Raw genomic sequence first — 18783 nt, 5'->3', positions numbered from 1 at the left:
GGCGTTCAGTAGTTTTATCGATGATTTAAGAATACATCTGTGTTCTTAATTCTTTTACCTTTTTATCTTGAAGGAATTCATCGTAAGTCATCTGTCTGTCAATAGCACCTTTAGGTGTTAATTCTATGATGCGGTTACAAACAGTTTCTAGCATTTCGTGGTCATGAGAGGCTAAAAGTATGGTTCCTTTAAACGCAACTAATGAATTGTTAAGGGCGGTAATACTTTCCAAATCCAAGTGGTTGGTAGGTTCGTCTAATAATAAAATATTAGCCCGCTGAAGCATCATTCTACTGAACATACAACGCATTTTTTCACCTCCAGAAAGAACAGTACAAGATTTTAAAGCCTCGTCCCCAGAAAATAGCATTTTCCCAAGAAACCCTCTCATATATTCTTCGTGGCGTTCCTCATCATTTTTAGTAAACTGTCTTAGCCAATCCACTAGATTGATATCCTCTTGGAAGAAATTAGTGTTATCCAAAGGCATATACGATTGTGTTGTAGTAATACCCCACTGGTAACTTCCCTTATCTGGCTCTACATTTCCAGAAATGATTTGGAAAAACTCAGTAATGGCTAATGAGTTTTTGGAAATAATAGCTACTTTATCCCCTTTCTTTAGATTAATATCAACATTAGAGAATAGCAATTCCCCGTCTTTAGTTTTTTCTAAATTTTTAACATCTAGAATCTGATCACCAGCCTCTCTTTCTTGTTCAAAGATAATAGCAGGATACCTTCTAGAAGTAGGTTTAATTTCATCGATATTTAATTTATCGAGCATTTTCTTTCTTGCCGTCGCTTGTTTTGCCTTCGCCACATTAGATGAAAATCTTGCGATAAACTCTTGAAGTTCTTTTTTCTTTTCCTCAGCTTTTTTATTTGCTTGAGCTCTTTGCTTAGTGGCTAACTGAGAGGCTTGATACCAATAAGAGTAATTACCCGTATAAAGATTCAGTTTCGCGTAATCTAAGTCGCCAATGTGTGTACACACCGTGTCTAAAAAGTGTCGGTCGTGAGATACTACAATTACGGTATTTTCATAATCGGCTAAAAAGTCCTCAAGCCAAGCAATGGTATCAATATCCAAGTCGTTGGTCGGCTCATCCAAAATCAACACATCAGGATTACCAAACAAAGCTTGGGCGAGAAGCACTCTTACTTTGTCCTTGTTTTCCAATTCCCCCATCAGTTGATAGTGCATATCTTCTTTTATCCCAACATTAGATAGCATGGTTTGGGCATCGGCTTCGGCATTCCACCCCCCCATTTCATCATAGATTACACCAAGTTCCCCCGCCTTAATACCGTCTTCATCAGAGAAATCGGGTTTCGCATAGAGGGCGTCCATTTCTTCTTTTATTTCAAAAAGTTTCTTATTCCCTCTTAGCACGGTTTCTAAAACGGTGTAAGCATCATAAGCAAAGTGATCTTGCTCTAAAACCGACATTCTTTTACCCGGTTCTAACGACACATGCCCAGTAGTAGGGTCTTGTTTTCCACTAAGGATTTTTAGAAAAGTAGACTTTCCAGCACCATTGGCACCAATGATACCATAGCAGTTGCCTTTAGTAAATTTTATATTGACCTCATCAAAGAGGACTCTCTTTCCAAATTGTAATGATAGATTTGATACTGTTAACATATAGTTTCGTAAATTTGCGCAAAAATAAGAAGAAATTTTAAATTATAAATATAAAGTCTTCCATATCTTATCAATACAAAAGATTTGGTACAGATTTTGGTAATTCACAACTGATGAAAATTCAAAAAACAGTCAACATTCTTAATAAAAGAGCAAGGTTTGAATATGAGATTTTAGACAAAATTGAAGCGGGCATTGTGCTAACGGGAACGGAAATAAAATCTTTAAGAAGTTCCAAAGCATCTATTGCTGAGAGTTTCTGCCAATTTATTGATGGCGAACTCTATATTATTAATATGTCGATTGATGAGTACAAGCTAGGGACATTTTATAACCATAAGACCAAAAGAGAACGCAAACTCTTACTTCATAAAAGAGAATTGGAAAAATGGGAAAAGAAAATGAAAGATGTAGGGAATACAATTGTCCCGTTAAAATTATATATTAATGAGCGTGGCAAAGCTAAAATCATCATTGCTTTAGCTAAAGGTAAAAAGCTTTATGATAAACGGCAAAGTATAAAAGACAGAGATAATAAAAGAAATCTAGACCGAATCATAAAAAAAAGTTAAAAAAAATCGTAAAAACCTTGCTAGAACGAAAAATTTATATTTATTTTGCATAATCAATTATTTAATCATTTAATTCTATGAAAAATCTAAAATTAGGAATTTCAGCATTAGCATTAGCACTTGCTACTTCTGTTTCCGCACAAACTACCAGTAATCCGTGGTTAATCGGAGTTGGTGCACATGGGGTAAACCATGTAGCTGCAGGTGGTAATGCAGGAGATGTTATGAAAACAGCATTTTCAGGTGAAAGTTTGTATAATATCAACAACTTCACTATTACACCTCCATTATCAAAGTTAACCGTAGCAAGAAACTTAGGTAAAGCTTTAGTTATCGACTGGCAGACTTCTGTTGGTAATGTAGATAACAAAAAGTATGGAATGGACAAAGAATTTATGTTGATGACTGGTCTTGGTCTTCAATTGAAATTTGCTGGTCTATTCTTTGGTAACGAAGAGGCTTGGTTCGACCCTTATGCAAGAGTTGGTGCCAACTATCTAAGACATGACTATACAGGTGTTTCTAGCGCTGTAAACGACAAGCAAGAAAATATCGGGGCTAACCACTTTGCTTTAGCAACTGGTTTAGGAACTAACATTTGGTTGACTAAGAACTTCGGTCTTGGTATCCAAGGTGATTATGTATCTACTCCGACTGATAAGTCTACAGTAGCTAATTTCTGGCAAGCTTCTGCAACCTTGAACTTCAGATTCGGTAACCAAGATAGAGATAAGGATGGCGTTCTTGACAAAGATGACCTATGTCCTGACACTCCAGGTTTAGCAGAATTCCAAGGATGCCCAGATACTGATGGCGATGGAGTTCCAGATAAAGATGATAACTGCCCAGATGTAGCTGGACCAGTAGATAACAATGGTTGCCCTTGGCCAGATACTGATGGTGATGGTGTTCTTGATAAAGATGACGCTTGTGTTGATGTAGCAGGTCCTGCTGAAAATAATGGATGTCCTTGGCCAGATAGAGACAATGATGGTGTTCTTGACAAAGACGATGCTTGTCCAGATGTTCCTGGCTTAGCTGAATACAATGGATGCCCTAAGCCTCAAGAAGCTTATGCAACCGAAGCTACAGGAGCATTACAAGGTATTTTCTTTAATTTCGACAAAGCAACTATCAGACCTGAGTCTAATGGCAAATTAGATGAAGCAGCTAACATCATCAAGTCTTCTAATGGTGGAACTTTCTTAGTAACTGGTCATACAGATGCTAAAGGTAATGCTAACTACAACTTGAGACTTTCTAGAGAGAGAGCAGCGTCTGTAGTAGCTGCATTAGAAGCAAGAGGGGTAAGTAGTTCTCAGTTAAAATCTAAAGGTGTAGGTTCTGCTGAAGCAACTGTTCCAGCAACTGCTTCTAACACTGAGAGAATGAAAGACAGAAAAGTAGTTGTATCTGCGGTAAGTGGTTCTGCATGGGAAGCACTTAATAAATCTGACCTTCCAGTAGTTAAGAAGAAAGTAGTTAAAAGAAAAACTACTAAAAGAAGAAGATAATTAAGTTATCATTCTATTATATCAAACGCTCCCAATATTGGGAGCGTTTTTTATTATTTTTTTGCTTATTTTTGCACTGATAAATTTAAAAATTATGGGACGCGCATTTGAATATAGAAAAGCTTCAAAATTAGCCAGATGGGATAAAATGGCTAAAACATTTTCAAAAATTGGTAAAGACATTGCTCTTGCTGTAAAAGAAGGAGGACCAGACCCCGATTCCAACCCAGCACTGCGTAGATGCATCCAAAATGCCAAAGGAGCTAATATGCCAAAAGATAATGTAGAAAGAGCCATAAAAAAAGCCAGCGGTGCAGATGCTGAAAACTATGAAGAGGTAACTTACGAAGGTTACGGACAAGGAGGTATCGCCTTCTTTATTGAATGTACTACTAATAACCCGACGAGAACCGTTGCCAATGTAAGAGCTATCTTTAACAAACATGATGGTAATTTAGGTAAGAATGGTGAACTCTCTTTTCTTTTTGATAGAAAGGGGATATTTACTTTAGATAAGTCATCCATTAATATAGATTGGGAAGATTTTGAAATGGAAATGATAGATGGTGGGGCAGAAGATATTGATTCAGAAGAAGAAGAAGTCATCATCACTACTGCATTTGAAGACTTTGGTTCACTTTCTCATAAGTTAGACGAACTTAATATAGAAGCTAAAAATGCAGAATTACAAAGAATTCCTAACATTAATAAATCGGTTTCAGAAGAGCAATTCCAAGCGAATATGAAAATGCTTCAAAAGTTTGAGGAAGATGACGATGTACAAAATGTATTTCACAATATGGAAATTACTGATGAAATGATGCAAACATTATAAACGAATCTTTTTATTTTGAAATTTGAATGAACTACCTCTTGCGCTTTAGAGGTAGTTTTTATTTTAAAGAGATATAAAAAATCCGTAACTTTGGAAAAATAAAGAAACACTATGTCTGTATTTTATCATAAATTTGAAGTAAGATGGAGCGATATCGACGCAAATAGACATCTTGCAAACGCCTCTTATGTTCAGTATTGCGCCCAAACCAGAATGGCATTTATGAACCAACATAAAATAGGACTAGCCCAACTTAACCGTTGGGGTGTAGGTCCAGTATTACTCCACGAAAAATATTCTTTTTTTAAAGAAATCTATGCCGACCAAACGGTATATGTATCTCTAGAGGTTTCTGGAGTTTCAGAAGATGCGGGGATTTATGCCTTTACTCATAAATTTTACCTTCCAGACGGCACTCACTGTGCTACAGCCGAAGTAATCGGGGTTTGGATTGATATTATGCTAAGAAAAACTACAACCCCACCGAATGATATTTTAGTGAGTTTAGAACCTTATAAAAATGAAAATACTAGGGTACTAACTAAGGAAGATATTAAAAATCTACCATTCCGTCCTACAAATATTGACCCTTCTGTTTTAAAATAAAATCTATGTTAGAAGATAAAAATATGAACCTCACCCCGGTCAGTCAGTTAGGTGAGTTTGGCTTAATTAAACATATTACCGAGCACTTTCAATTAAAAAATCCATCGTCAGAACTAGGCATAGGCGACGATGCAGCCATCATTAATCCAGAACACAAAACAGTAGTTGTATCCACAGATGCACTAGCAGAAGGAGTTCATTTTAATTTAGGCTATGTTCCTTTAAAACATTTGGGCTACAAAGCAATTGTTGTCAACCTAAGCGATATTGCCGCAATGAATGCCATGCCTACGCAAGTTTTAGTTTCAATATCTGCATCTAACCGATTTCCTGTGGAAGCCTTTGAAGAAATTTATGCAGGAATGCAAATGGCATGCGAACGCTATGGTGTAGATTTAGTGGGAGGCGATACTACGGCATCTCAGTCGGGGTTGGTGATTAATATTACCGCCATAGGTCTAGCCGAAGCAGAGGATGTGGTGACAAGAAAGGGTGCTAAACCAAATGATTTATTAGTCACTACGGGCGATTTAGGTGGAGCCTATATGGGGCTTCAAATTTTAGAGCGAGAACACGCCATCTATCTTGCCAATCCTAATATGCAGCCTGAAATGCAAGGCTATGATTATATCTTGGAAAGACAGCTAAAACCTGAAGCGAGAACAGACATCAAAACTATTTTAGCCGAATTGGGTATAAAACCTACTTCGATGATTGATATTTCTGATGGTTTGGCGTCTGAAGTATTGCACTTGTCCGACCAAAGTCAGGTTGGTTTTAGGCTATATGAAGAAAAAATCCCTATGGATACCCTCACAATCACCACGGCGGATGAACTTAACCTCAATCCAGCCATGGCAGCACTCAACGGAGGTGAGGATTACGAGTTATTATTTACCATCAAGCCTGAAGATTACGAAAACATTCGTAACCATCCAGATTTTACCATTATAGGTCATGCCACAGCATTAGACCAAGGCAACCATTTAGTCTTAAGAGGAAGCGAACAGTTGGCTCCTTTAACAGCACAAGGTTGGGATGCCTTTCTTAACAAAAAAGTGTCTGAATAATCAGACACTTTTTCTATTTCATTATCCCGCAAAATCTTCTAACATTTCGAGACTTGGAGCAAAGAATAGTGTACCTGTTTGGGTAGTACTAAAATCTAAAATCCTATCATAATTACCCTCTGGATTACCTATAAACATATGCTTAAGCATTTTCTCAATAGTTGAAAAAGTACTTGCATAAGCAATAAAATAAGTACCAGCCTCCCCATTAGCAGGGTTACCATAAGGCATATTTTGACGGATAACTTTTAGTTCTTCACCATTTTCATCTTCGATATTGGTTAGCGCAATATGTGAGTTAGACAGCTTTTTATCGTCTGGCATTTCGATATCGTCTTGCTTACTTCTCACGATGACTTTCTCTTGCGCTTCAATACTCAATTCGCTCCACGCCATCATATTATGGATATATTTTTGAACGAAAAGATAACTTCCTCCTTGATATTGTGGTTCTTTGTTTCCTACAACCCCGAAATGGTTACGCTCTTCCCCTTGCGGGTTTTCAGTCCCATCAACAAATCACAAAATGGTACGCCCATCCCAATAGCGAAATCCTTGTACATCTACCACACAATCTGCCACAGATTTTAGAACTTTAGTAATCTCTAATGCCATGTCAAAACAAAGACTCGGATTATGCGCTCTTAAATGTAAATCGCCACGGGTGGACACTGCCGTATGTTTTTCTCCCTCAATCGCTTCAAAGGTTTTTAGTTCTTTAGGTTTTGGAGTCGGTAGGCTCAAACGATCCCAAGCCTCATTGCCTATACCTAAGACACAAGTGGCTTTATCATCTGGAAATCGTACGGCATTAGAATGATTAAGATTGATAACCAAAGTTACATAAGGCTTTAAAAGCATCCTGAAATTCAATATTTTCTTTAAAATTCCACACCATAAAAATGGTGTTATTATTGGGATTATCGACTACACTTTGTGCGTAATTTTTCATTTATTTTAGTTTTAATTATTTTTCTAGAAAACCATTTTTAATCCTGCGATAACCATTCCTGTTCCCATGATCGCCAAGATAAGTCCCATAATTTTATCTAATACACTGATGACATTATGCCCTAGTTTAGCCACAGTATAGTTACCTGAGCGCAAAGACAAAAAATTAATCATAACGACCGCTAAACTTACGACCAAAACTATAGCCATATGGGTAAAAGTGGTGTTAGAAACAAAATCCTATCAAAATAAGAAACGCAACAATGCATGCTCTCTTGGCAATAGCCTTTTGTTTATCATAGGGGTAGTCCCCTACTAAACCCAAAAATGCAGGAATATTAGCAATGGGATTCATCATCGCTATCAATCCAGTAAATACACTAAGTGAAAAGGTAATTAGATCACTCATATTTGATTAATTATTATTGCATCAATTCTTTGGCTTGCTCTAGTGCAGCATTGGTAATTTTACTCCCCGAAAGCAATTGGGCAATTTCATTAAGTTTATCCTCTTGGGACAATAGAATAATGGTAGACTCCGTTTTACCATCAACATCTTGCTTTACCACTTTGTAGTTGTAGTCTCCTTTTGCGGCCACTTGGGCAAGATGGGTAATGACAATCAGTTGCATATCTTTCGCCATGGTTTTCATCACACGCCCTATTTCTTCTGCAATTCGTCCAGAAACGCCCGTATCTATTTCGTCTAGGATTAGAGTAGGTAAATCGGTGTTTTCTGCCATGATTTTCTTTATTGCCAGCATCACGCGGGAACGCTCTCCTCCAGAAATCGCCTGCTGAATCGGTTGCATAGCAAATCCTGAGTTGGCTTGAAATAATATAGCGATATGCTCTTTACCAAAAGGATTAAAAGTGTCTGCTGAAGATAGTTTGAGGTCAATGGTCGCTTTTTCTAAGCCTAATTGTTTTAAAAGTTGCGTCATCTGCGCTACAAACTTTGGTATCGCTTTTTTTCTGTTTTCAGAAAGTTGTTGGGCTAATGTTTGTAAAGATTTTTCACGGTCAATTATCGTTTTTTCTAATTTTGAAATCTCAACCTCTAGCCCTTCAAAATTAGATTGTTCTTCAGAAAGTTGATGTTTTATTTCCAAAAGTTCCTCCACTTCTGTGGCTTGGTGCTTTACCAATAAGGTATTGATTTGATTAACTTTACTGGTTAACACTTCAAGAAGTTGAGGGTTTACTTCCACACTTTCCGCAGCATTACCTATTTCAAAACCAATATCATTGAGTTCCTCATATACCGAATCTAAACGCTCACTAATATTCTGAAAAGTCTCAGAAACATCGGTTAATTTATAGCATTGAGTTTTTACAAATTGTAAGCCCTCTATCACTCCAATGGTTTCGCTGTGCAGTCGGGTATTCACTTCGGCAAGCACTTCAGAAATTTGCTCTGCATTTTCTTGCATCGAAAGTTGAGTCTTAAGCTCTTCAAAATCTAAGTTTTCCAATTGGGCATCTTCTAGTTCTGATAGAAGAAAATCTTTATAATCTTTTTCTTTAATGCCTTCCGCTAAGCGTGATTTAAGTTCGCTAAGTTGTTGCTTTAAATTTTTATAATCCGAAAGTTGCTGCTGATAATCTAGTAATACCGATTGATTCCCCGCAATCCCATCAATAATCCCGAACTGATACGCTTCTGAAAATAAGTTAGAGGTTTCAAACTGAGAATGGATATCGATTAATTTTTTGGTAAGGGATTTTAATATATCCAAAGTTACAGGAACATCGTTGATGAATGCCCTAGATTTGCCACTAGGCAGGATTTCTCTACGGATAGTGGTATTGTAGTCAAAGTCTAAATCGTTTTCCTCAAAAAACGATTTATAACAATCATTGATTTTAAACTCTACCTCTACGATGCTTTTCTGGTCGGTATTGGCAATGGATTTTAAATCAGCTCGCTCACCCATAACCAACCTTAGCGCCCCAAGGATAATAGATTTCCCCGCTCCCGTTTCACCAGTAATCACTTGTAACCCCTCGTGCAAAGAAATATCCAAATGGTCTATCAGTGCAAAATTTTGTATGAATATTTTTGATAACATTAATGCAAATTTAAGGTTTTAAAAAGTAACATGGTGCAGTTGGTTCAATAAAAGTTTTCTTTTATTACTTTCTGGTATAAGTTCAATATTTTAGTTTCATCGTTTTCCCAGCAAAGGTCAGATGCGGCTTGCTCTAAAGCGTTTTGGTAATATGCTCGCCCATTATGCAATACCTTTTTTACCGCTTCAGCAATGATTTTTGGCTCATGCGAAGTAATCAACTCCCCCACTTTATGCTGTTCGTACACGCGTTTCATTTCTGGAAAATTAATCATCACCAAAGGAACCCGAGATTGAATATAATCCCCCACTTTGTTGGGTAATGAATATAAGTAACTCACCCCACCGTTTTCCTCCACACTCAACCCCACATCTGCCGTTTTGGTTAATGCTCTAAGGTTATCTGGTGCTTGATTTCCTAAGAATAGCACTTTATCATTCAAACCTTCGGTGGTTGCTAAGTTTTCATATTCTTGTCGTTTCGGTCCATCACCTGCAATTTTAAAGACTACATTTTCTAGGTAGTGCATGGCCTTAATGGCTTTATCCAAACCTCTTGATTGATTAATAGCCCCTTGATACAACACCACTTTAGGTTGATTATTAGGAATAGAAATATCGTCTTTAGGAATTTTTCTTGGGATATTCCTGATGACCAAAGGTTTTATATGATATTGTTTATCAAACCATTTTGCATAGCTCTCACTTTCCGTCATCATATACTTCACTCTAGGCATCAAGTAGCGTTCCAACCCCTGCCAAACTTTTTGTGTCCATCGCCCTTTTATCGCAGGCATTTCTGTAAAAATCTCATGGCTATCATAGATTAAGGGAATGCCTAATTTTTTACTCACCAAATAGTTCGGCAATAAGGCATCTAAATCGTTGGCATGAAGTATGGTCTGAGCATCCGCTTTGGATAATAATTCTTTATAAAGTTTATAATTAAACTCTACATACGCCTTTCGCAACTGCTTAGAAGACAGTGCTATTTTTTTTACTGGATAAGGTCTTTCAACTAAGGCATCATTTTTCCAATTATTACCTATCAACTCTAAAGTGTAGCCGTTTTCTTGCAAAGTTCTGCATACCTTTTCTATTCTTTGGTCTGTATAGAGGTTGCTAAAAGCAGAGACTATAATTTTCATTGTTTCTTAGCAAGAAAAAGGTAGTAAATCTGAAAAATAGAAATCAAAACATTGGTAATAATCACGGGAATACTATCAATCAAACTTCCATAAACCACGAATAATAAACATCCTATAAGATTAACAAATCTAATTTTATTGATTTCTTTTAAAAGAAAACTGATGGCAACAAAAGCCGATGCCGCATAGCCAATATATTCTGGATTCATCATATTAATTTTATTGCAAAGGTATAAAAAAATATGCCATAAAGTCCTTTTTTTAGTTTGGTAAAGAATTTGTAACTTTGGACAATGGGTACAATTATTTTTATTTGTAATCCATTAAAATTGAGAGAAACAAAGTAATGAATCAGAAATTTTCAGAGGGCTTAGATAGAGTCCTTAAAATAAGTGCTAAAGAAGCCAGACGACTAGAAAGTGAATTTTTAAATACAGAACATTTACTTTTAGGAATTATAAAATCAGATAATTCTGCAAGGGAGATTTTGCAAAATTTACAAGCGGATTTAACTCAAATCAGAAGAAAAATCGAAACCTTAAATGCTTTAGGGAGCAATATGATACCTAAATATACGGAAGTGATTCCTTTTACTAAAATGGCAGACTACGCCTTAAAAAGAGCCGATTTAGAAAGCCGAAGCTATAAATCGCAACACATCAATACCGTACATTTATTATTGGGTATTTTATACAAGTCCGAAGACCCTACCACCCAAATACTGGAAGGCTACGACATAGACTACGAAGCGGTAGCAAAACAATACCGCCTTATGCTAGAAGCTAATGGTATGATCCCTAAAATGAGCAGTTCTTACAGCGAGGACGACGGCGATAGTTATAGCCAATCCAGACGCGCCTCTAGCACCATCAGTAGCGGTAAAAGCAAAACCCCTACCCTAGATAGTTTTGGTAGAGATTTAACGCTATTGGCTAAAGAAGGCAAACTAGACCCCGTGATTGGTAGAGAAAAAGAAATAGAACGCGTATCCCAAATTCTATCCAGAAGAAAGAAAAATAACCCGCTACTAATTGGTGAGCCAGGTGTGGGTAAATCTGCTATTGCAGAAGGTTTAGCCCTTAGAATTTATCAGAAGAAAGTATCTCGAGTGTTGTACAACAAGCGCGTGATTACTTTGGATTTGGCAAGTTTGGTGGCTGGCACCAAATACAGGGGACAATTTGAAGAGCGTATGAAAGCCATCATGACGGAACTCGAAAAAAACAGAGATGTGATTTTATTTATTGATGAAATCCATACCATCGTTGGTGCTGGGGGCTCTACGGGCAGTTTAGATGCCTCTAATATGTTTAAGCCTGCTTTAGCTAGAGGGGAAATCCAATGCATCGGTGCTACTACATTAGATGAATATCGCCAACATATTGAAAAAGACGGTGCTTTGGAACGACGCTTCCAGAAGGTAATGGTAGAGCCTACTTCTATTGAAGAGACTTTACAAATCCTTAACCAAATAAAAGATAAGTACGAGGAACACCACAATGTCATTTATACCGATGATGCTTTGGCAGCGTGTGTCAACCTAACGGCAAGATATATTACCGATAGATTTCTACCAGATAAAGCCATTGATGCCCTTGACGAAGCAGGTTCTAGAGTTTACATTAAAAATATGAAAGTCCCTACTGAAATCATCGATTTTGAAGGTAAGATAGAACAAGTAAAAGACCAAAAGCAAAAGGCAGTAAAAGCACAAGATTTCTTAGAAGCGAGAAGATTGAAAGATGAGGAAGAACGCCTTATGATAGAACTCAACCTCGCCCAAGAGGAGTGGGATAAGAATGTAAAAGAAATGAAGGAAACCGTAACGGAGGAAAATGTAGCCGAAGTGGTTTCTATGATGAGCGGTGTCCCTGTAACCAAAGTGGGTAAAAACGAATGGGATAAACTGGCAGAAATGGATAAAAACCTCAACGGTAAAGTAATTGGTCAGGAAGAAGCCGTGAAAAAAGTGGTAAAAGCCATCCAAAGAAATAGAGCGGGACTAAAAGACCCGAATCGCCCTATCGGAACATTCATCTTTTTAGGAACAACTGGGGTGGGTAAAACCGAATTGGCAAAAGTAATGGCAAAAGAACTCTTCAACTCAGACGAAGCCTTGATTCGTATTGATATGAGTGAGTATATGGAAAAATTTGCTGTTTCTAGATTGGTTGGTGCGCCTCCAGGCTATGTGGGTTACGAAGAAGGTGGACAACTCACCGAAGCGGTGCGTAAAAAACCTTATTCCGTAGTGCTTTTAGATGAGATTGAAAAAGCCCATCCCGATGTGTTCAACCTGTTGCTCCAGATATTGGACGAAGGTTTTGTAACGGATAGTTTAGGCAGAAAAATTGATTTTAGAAATACCATTATCATCCTGACTTCCAATATTGGAACTAGACAATTGAAAGACTTTGGCGATGGCGTAGGCTTTGGAACTACGGCTAGAAAATCTAGTACCGATGCCAATGCTAGACATACCATAGAGCAAGCTTTGAAAAAAGCCTTTGCTCCAGAGTTTTTGAATAGAATTGATGACATCATTATCTTTAATGCGTTAGAGAAAGAAGATATTAAGAAAATCATCGATTTAGAATTGAACAAATTATATCGCCGATTGTCTAAGTTAGGCTATACTGTTAGCTTAACCGATGAAGCCAAAGACTTTATCGCAGAGAAAGGTTGGGATAAAGATTTCGGGGCGCGTCCATTAAAAAGAGCCGTTCAGAAATATATTGAAGACCTTTTAGCCGAGTTATTGGTAACCAAACAACTCAACGAAGGCGAAAGCATTGTTCTTCAACCAAATGAAACTAAGGACGCTCTAGAAAGACAAACCGAAACAGTATAATGTATCACCTTGAAGCCTGCCTTAGCGTAGGCTTCATTTTTTTAATTTATCAATTGAGATGACCACAATAGGGATTTTAGGCAACGGCTTTATGGGAAACAAATACCTCAAAGCCATAGAGGAAATTGGCGAGGCAAAAGTATCTACCATTATAGACGCTTCTACTGACCCCCATCAAAACCAAAACATCAGTTATTATCTATCATTAGAAGATTTTTTAAATAAAAAACCCGAAGTTGATTTAATTGTTATCGCTACACCTAATCATTTACACTACTCCCAGGCACACGCCCTTCTCACGCACGGCTATTCCGTGATGATAGAAAAACCCTATGCATTCAAAGGCTCAGAAATGAAAACCTTATTTGAGGTAGCACATCAGCATCAAGTGGGATTATATTTTTCTTCACCTAATAGGTTTTCGCCCATCTCAAAATGGCTTAAAAACATTTGTGAAAATAATATTTTAGGCACGCCTTTTCTCATCAATATTAATTGTTTTTGGAACCGAGATGAACGCTACTATCAACCCTATTCTTGGAAGGGAAAAAAAGTAGAAGATGGTGGTATTTTGTATACTCAATTTTTTCATTTTTTAGACCTTATGTGTTGGCTATTTGGTAAGGTTAAATTAAAATATGCTACGGCAAAAACTTTAAAAAATAAGGTAGAAATAGAAGATACGCTAAATATTATTTTCGACCTAAACGATGGCGGAACGGCAAACCTTAACCTTACCACAGCCGTATGGGACAAAAATATGGAAAGTACTATGAACATCATTGCTGAAAAAGGAAGCCTTAAAATTGGTGGGCAATATTTTGATGATATTCAATATTGTCATATTGAAAATTTTAGTTTTGATAAAAATCAAATCCCCACTGCAACAACCTCTAATCTGGCACAAAATATTCAGTATGTAATCCATCAAATGAAATCATCATCGGATAATTCTACATCATACTATATTGATTTAATTGGATGCATTGAAGAAGTATATCAAATGGCAACCTCTTAAAATAAATCTATTTATTAGTCAAAAATCTTATTTTTGCAGAAATTTTTCTCTGTGAAGTCAACGATTATTAAAGGTTTTAAGCATCTATTTCCTAGTCTATGGGATGAGTGGATTCTATTCCTATTATTATTTATAGGCTATGGTCTAATGGCACTCATAAATGCACAGAGCTTTACTATTATCTTTAATGACCGTATCGCTTGGGATGCCTATTTCAGTTTTGATAATCGCGCAGTGGTTATGACGGGTGGCAGTTACGAAAAACATCCATTTTCACAATATTTATTTGATGGCATTCGCGCACTGGCATTTTGGGGGTCTTCTGGACAGAAAGATGCTACTTTTAGAACTATATTGGCGCTTTTAAGTACATTGGCGATTAGCTTAAGTATCGTCCAAGTTTATAAATATTTAAAAGTTATTATTTCTCTTCCTAAAGGTATTAGTTTTGTTTTATCCTTGCTTTTTGGATGTTTTAGCACCTGTATTTTGCTATCCTTTACGCCAGAAACTTATCCTTATTCTATGCTGTTTCTATTGTGGTTTAATTATTATGCTGCATTAAAATTGAAATATAACCAACCGCTGGCGTTTAGCACCTTATCTATAGGTGGCATCTTAATCGGCGGGATAACGATTACCAACCTCATCAAAGTATATATTCCCGTAGTTTTTGAAAAAGGAATTTATAAAAATTGGAAGAAAGCATTAAACACCTTAATGAAAGTAGGGGCGTCTTTAACCCTATTTGTACTACTTTGGCTATGGCGAATTGGCTTTGATGTTTCTTCATTTTTGGAAAAATCAGGAACACAACTGGAAAAATTTTCTCAAGCGCAAGATGCCCCTTGGTGGGATATGGTGTACTCTTGGTTTTGGGGTAGCAATATGGTATTCCCAAGTTTCTTTGTCGTCCATCATCCACTGGGACACAAAGCCATTTTAATGACCACTTTTACCTCTATGTTCCATTATATGGTTATGGGTCTAGTATTCATTTTAGTGGTATGGAGTTATATCATTAATTTTAAAAATAGGCTCGTACAAGTGCTAATGATCTCTTTTTTAGTCGATGTTTTTATTCACACCGTTTTAAAATTTGGGCTGCATACGGCGTATATCTATGGTGGACATTTTATCTTTATTGTCCCTCTAATGCTAGGTTGGCTGTATCAGGCCTATCATAAAACACCTCAAATTCAGCATGGACTGTTGGTGTGTTTTTCATTACTATTTGTGTATATCGTATCAAATAATCTGTACAGAATGGGGGAATTCTTTGAATTTCTTTATCTTTACTACCAATAAAATAAACCATCGTGACGATACTTCATTTAGAAACTTCATCAAAAAACTGCTCAGTAGCGATTTCTCAAGATGAGAATTTACTCTGTCTTTGCGAGGAAGCCTCAGAAAATTATAAACAAAGTGAAAGCCTACATACTTTTATAGAATGGGCTTTGGAAGGCGCCGAACTCACACTTAAATCCATTGATGCCGTCTCTTTGGGCATGGGACCTGGCTCTTATACAGGACTAAGGATTGGTGCAGCTTCTGCAAAAGGCTTTTGCTATGGGTTAGATATTCCCTTAATCGCTATCAATTCATTAGATACTATGGTAGCGCCTTTCATTGATAAAGGGTTTGATTACATTATTCCTATGGTGGATGCCCGAAGAATGGAAGTCTATACCAGAATTTACGATGGCAAAACTGGAAAACACCAGACCGAAACCGAAGCTAAAATTTTAGACGACACTTCTTTTCAGGAATTAAAAGACCACACCATAGTTTTCGTAGGCGATGGGGCAAAGAAAGCACAAGATATTTTGAAACTCCCAAACGCTACTTTTGAGCCTCATATATTTCCATCAGCGGAACACCTTATCAAACCAGCGTTAGAGCGATTTAAAAATCAGCAGTTTGAAGATATTGCTTATTTCGAACCGTTTTACCTCAAAGCCTTTCAAGGAGTTAAACGAAAAAGATAGATGGTTATATTAAAATCTTTTTAAGCCCCGCTTGTAGCCCTTTCCAAAAGAAGTTGAAAAAGGATTTATCTGGCTCTCGCTCCACAGTACCAATCTCTACGGTTTCGGGATATGGTTTAGAATCATTGGATACAACTAAATTAATAATCCCGCTGAGTAATTTATGCTTCTCTTTGCCTTGTTCATCTACAAAGGCAATTTTTAGATCGCGGTGTTTCATCTTCATTGTACCCGTTTGAGCGTAAGTATTGCCATTAAAATTAAAATCCAAACGCTCTATACTGCCTTCTGCCTTTATCTTTAGATAAGGAATTAAAAACGGATTAATACGATCTGCTGGTAAATTAGAAAGATAGCCACGAATATTAAAGGCATCTTGACGGTTCAGTACATCAAATCGCCATTGGGCATAAAGCGGTGAAGCATTCATAAATCGAGTATTGACCTCTGCCATAACGGTAGCGGGTTTCCCTTTCATTTTTCTAGAATTAATATGCTGGATGGTGGCATTAAATTGGTCAAACGCGAGTTTCCCTGCTCCATTGCTGGTTTCAGTATCTTCTTCATACATCAATGTCGCATTTTTAATCAAAGTTTGTTTGATGTAAAGGGGAATTTTAATCTTTCTTAATTTCGTGGCATAGAAATCCCGTTTACTCGTATCATCTTTGGGGATGGTGCTGCGAAAAATATTCGTATCAATTTGGTTAATGACCACTTGATTGGCATTAATGTAAGGCTGTGCCGTAGTCAATAAATTCCAATCGCCATTTGCGGTAATTTGCTTCACCGAAACATCGTAGAGGTCTTCTTCTACGGGAATCATTCGGATAAACTGACTGCGAGAAACAGTAGGTTTAAAGGTCAATTGGTTAACCGAAAGACTACGATTGTCCATAGAAATCTGTTGGGTTCTCAAACGATAAAAACGGCTGGGTCTATAATCTATCGATTTTAAATCCATTTTAAATGCCCCTACCTTTACGGGAAGGTTATGTTTTAAAGTATTTTCGTTGAGCTCTACATCATTTACACTAAACGCCAACTGGCGAATATCCAACGGCTGGTTATTTTTTTCAAATTTAATATTGGCTTGGTTTACTGCCATTTTTCCTACTTTAAGCGGAAAGGCTATCCCTTTAAAATTCAAATCTTTATCCTGTGCTTTTTTAGGTGCTTTAATATCCGCATCTAAACGATTAGCTAGAATATGTTTGATGTCTAATTTTAGTTTATTATTCACAAAATTCCATCGGTTGACTTTGATATCCAAGCGGTCTACATCAATATCAAGGTTGGGTTGAGTTGGACTTGTGCCTGTAGGTTTTACCGAAAGTTGTTTTAAATTTACATTCTTAGAATCTGCTAAAAATGATTTTACCGAAAAGCGTTGGGTCGGCGCATAATACGCTAGCGATTGGGCATTGATATTAAAGGTTTCATAGTTGAACGGAATATTCCCTTTTGCAGAAGCTTCGTTCATATAAATTTTACTCACCTGCATATCCAGCTGCTTCGTCGTGAATAATGGCTTGTTATTAGGCTTCAAAATCTCTAGTTGACCGCGGTCTATACTCACCTTATCTAATTCTACCTCATAGGTAAAACTTTGTTCTTTTTTTTCTGGTTTAGCATTGGTGGTATGGATTTTTACAAAAGGTTCTGTAAAACGCACATGCTCTAAACTTAATTTTTCGTTTTTAAGTTTTAGGGTTCTAAAGGTCAGTTTCTTTGCCTCTACATCAAAAAGGTTTCTTTTATTAGGAAATCGTTTGATAAACTCAGCATAAGTAATGAGTGGTTTTAATTTAAAGTTTTGAATATGAAGGTCGTCCGCATCATCTTTTATAAAACTATCGGCACTAAAATGATAGACTTCATCAGGTTGAAAATCAATGGCTTTTCCGCTAAGGTGGTAGTCGTCAAAAGAAAACGGTAATTTTTTAGAATGGTCTTTTTCAGTTTTAAGGTTATTGATATCAATATTCAAGGCTTTGGTCGTAAGTAAAGGTTGTTGATTATGCTTTACAATATTGAGGTCAGCATCCTTGACCACCATATGCCCCAGATGCCATCGCCATGGCTCCGAAGGTGTATTGGGTTTAGGTTTAGGCAGTTGAATATTCAGTTGAGGACGCGCCAATTGCAGCTGGCTTAGGCTAATTTTATTAGAAGCGAGGGCGTCGTAAAGTCCTAGCCTAGAAATTTGGAGTTCACCAATACTACCCTCTAACCGAAGTTTTTCGTTGTTCTGAGTGGTGGTTTTAATGGTAAGACTATCAGCCGTAATATTCCCCGTCAATACATTAACATTGAGCCCTTGATAATGGACGACATAGTCGGTATTTTTCTTGATATAGTCAGGTAAGCCGTATTTAAGCCAAAGGTTAAAGCCGATATTGAGTAATGCGACAAGTCCTATCAGACTTGCTACCACAATTAAAATTAGTTTTAAAGATTTATGTTTCATAGTCTTTATCATAGGAATCCTCAGTGGCAAATATCAT

General features: G+C 37.0%; 16 protein-coding genes and 1 pseudogene. 9 read left to right on the top strand and 8 right to left on the bottom strand.

The features are described 5' to 3' along the window. Window positions 1-25 precede the first annotated feature (25 nt). A complete protein-coding gene (locus tag C237_RS0101540) occupies window positions 26-1648 on the bottom strand; it encodes an ABC-F family ATP-binding cassette domain-containing protein (RefSeq protein ID WP_018674725.1) in 1623 nt (540 codons plus the stop codon). A gap of 113 nt (window positions 1649-1761) precedes the next feature. Between C237_RS0101540 and smpB the strand changes: the two genes are divergently transcribed. From smpB to thiL, 5 genes are all read left to right on the top strand, one after another. After that, window positions 1762-2220: an SsrA-binding protein SmpB gene (smpB, locus tag C237_RS0101535; RefSeq protein WP_018674724.1), complete on the top strand. Its 459-nt coding sequence runs from the start codon at window positions 1762-1764 to the stop codon at window positions 2218-2220. A gap of 77 nt (window positions 2221-2297) precedes the next feature. Beyond that, on the top strand, window positions 2298-3734 hold the full coding sequence (locus C237_RS0101530; protein ID WP_018674723.1) for an OmpA family protein: 1437 nt from the start codon (window positions 2298-2300) through the stop codon (window positions 3732-3734). 94 nt (window positions 3735-3828) lie between these two features. Further along, entirely contained in the window at window positions 3829-4569 is a 741-nt protein-coding gene (locus C237_RS0101525; RefSeq protein ID WP_018674722.1) for a YebC/PmpR family DNA-binding transcriptional regulator, read from the top strand. 111 nt (window positions 4570-4680) lie between these two features. Then, on the top strand, window positions 4681-5175 hold the full coding sequence (locus C237_RS0101520; protein WP_018674721.1) for an acyl-CoA thioesterase: 495 nt from the start codon (window positions 4681-4683) through the stop codon (window positions 5173-5175). 5 nt (window positions 5176-5180) lie between these two features. Beyond that, window positions 5181-6245, top strand: coding sequence for a thiamine-phosphate kinase (thiL, locus tag C237_RS0101515; protein WP_018674720.1), 1065 nt, complete (start codon window positions 5181-5183; stop codon window positions 6243-6245). Between the two features lie 21 nt (window positions 6246-6266). Here thiL and C237_RS13560 read toward each other — a convergent pair. The 6 genes and pseudogenes from C237_RS13560 to C237_RS0101485 all read right to left on the bottom strand — a co-directional run bounded on the left by C237_RS13560 (window position 6267) and on the right by C237_RS0101485 (window position 10625). Further along, window positions 6267-7197, bottom strand: a pseudogene (locus C237_RS13560) (Dyp-type peroxidase). Window positions 7198-7220: 23 nt separating this feature from the next. Continuing rightward, complete coding sequence (locus tag C237_RS0101505) at window positions 7221-7406, bottom strand: MarC family protein (protein WP_018674717.1); 186 nt, start codon at window positions 7404-7406, stop codon at window positions 7221-7223. A gap of 16 nt (window positions 7407-7422) precedes the next feature. Continuing rightward, window positions 7423-7605, bottom strand: coding sequence for a MarC family protein (locus C237_RS14130; RefSeq protein WP_083917615.1), 183 nt, complete (start codon window positions 7603-7605; stop codon window positions 7423-7425). A 13-nt stretch (window positions 7606-7618) separates the two neighbouring features. Further along, window positions 7619-9268: a DNA repair protein RecN gene (gene recN, locus C237_RS0101495; RefSeq protein WP_018674715.1), complete on the bottom strand. Its 1650-nt coding sequence runs from the start codon at window positions 9266-9268 to the stop codon at window positions 7619-7621. Window positions 9269-9312: 44 nt separating this feature from the next. Next, on the bottom strand, window positions 9313-10416 hold the full coding sequence (locus C237_RS0101490; protein ID WP_018674714.1) for a glycosyltransferase: 1104 nt from the start codon (window positions 10414-10416) through the stop codon (window positions 9313-9315). Next, complete coding sequence (locus C237_RS0101485; RefSeq protein ID WP_018674713.1) at window positions 10413-10625, bottom strand: YgjV family protein; 213 nt, start codon at window positions 10623-10625, stop codon at window positions 10413-10415. The genes C237_RS0101490 and C237_RS0101485 overlap by 4 nt, the downstream gene beginning before the upstream one ends. A 137-nt stretch (window positions 10626-10762) precedes the next feature. On the opposite strand from C237_RS0101485, the gene C237_RS0101480 reads away from it, so the two are divergent. From C237_RS0101480 to tsaB, 4 genes are read left to right on the top strand one after another with little or no spacing between them, the layout of a single operon-like run. After that, entirely contained in the window at window positions 10763-13267 is a 2505-nt protein-coding gene (locus C237_RS0101480) for an ATP-dependent Clp protease ATP-binding subunit (RefSeq protein WP_018674712.1), read from the top strand. Between the two features lie 58 nt (window positions 13268-13325). After that, window positions 13326-14285: a Gfo/Idh/MocA family protein gene (locus tag C237_RS0101475; RefSeq protein WP_018674711.1), complete on the top strand. Its 960-nt coding sequence runs from the start codon at window positions 13326-13328 to the stop codon at window positions 14283-14285. 51 nt (window positions 14286-14336) lie between these two features. Continuing rightward, window positions 14337-15593: a DUF6080 domain-containing protein gene (locus C237_RS0101470; protein ID WP_018674710.1), complete on the top strand. Its 1257-nt coding sequence runs from the start codon at window positions 14337-14339 to the stop codon at window positions 15591-15593. A gap of 11 nt (window positions 15594-15604) precedes the next feature. Next, window positions 15605-16276 carry a tRNA (adenosine(37)-N6)-threonylcarbamoyltransferase complex dimerization subunit type 1 TsaB gene (gene tsaB / locus C237_RS0101465; RefSeq protein WP_018674709.1) on the top strand — a complete coding sequence of 224 codons (672 nt, stop codon included), beginning with the start codon at window positions 15605-15607 and terminating at the stop codon, window positions 16274-16276. Window positions 16277-16280: 4 nt separating this feature from the next. Here tsaB and C237_RS0101460 read toward each other — a convergent pair whose 3' ends face one another. Continuing rightward, the gene (locus tag C237_RS0101460; protein ID WP_018674708.1) at window positions 16281-18746 is read right to left on the bottom strand and encodes an AsmA family protein; all 2466 of its coding nucleotides are present in this window, start codon (window positions 18744-18746) and stop codon (window positions 16281-16283) included. Window positions 18747-18783: the final 37 nt, after the last annotated feature.

The sequence above is a fragment of the Riemerella columbina DSM 16469 genome, assembly GCF_000374405.1.
Lineage (GTDB): Bacteria > Bacteroidota > Bacteroidia > Flavobacteriales > Weeksellaceae > Riemerella > Riemerella columbina.
Note: the sequence above shows the minus strand (reverse complement) of the source record. Positions and strands in the feature narration are given on the sequence as shown.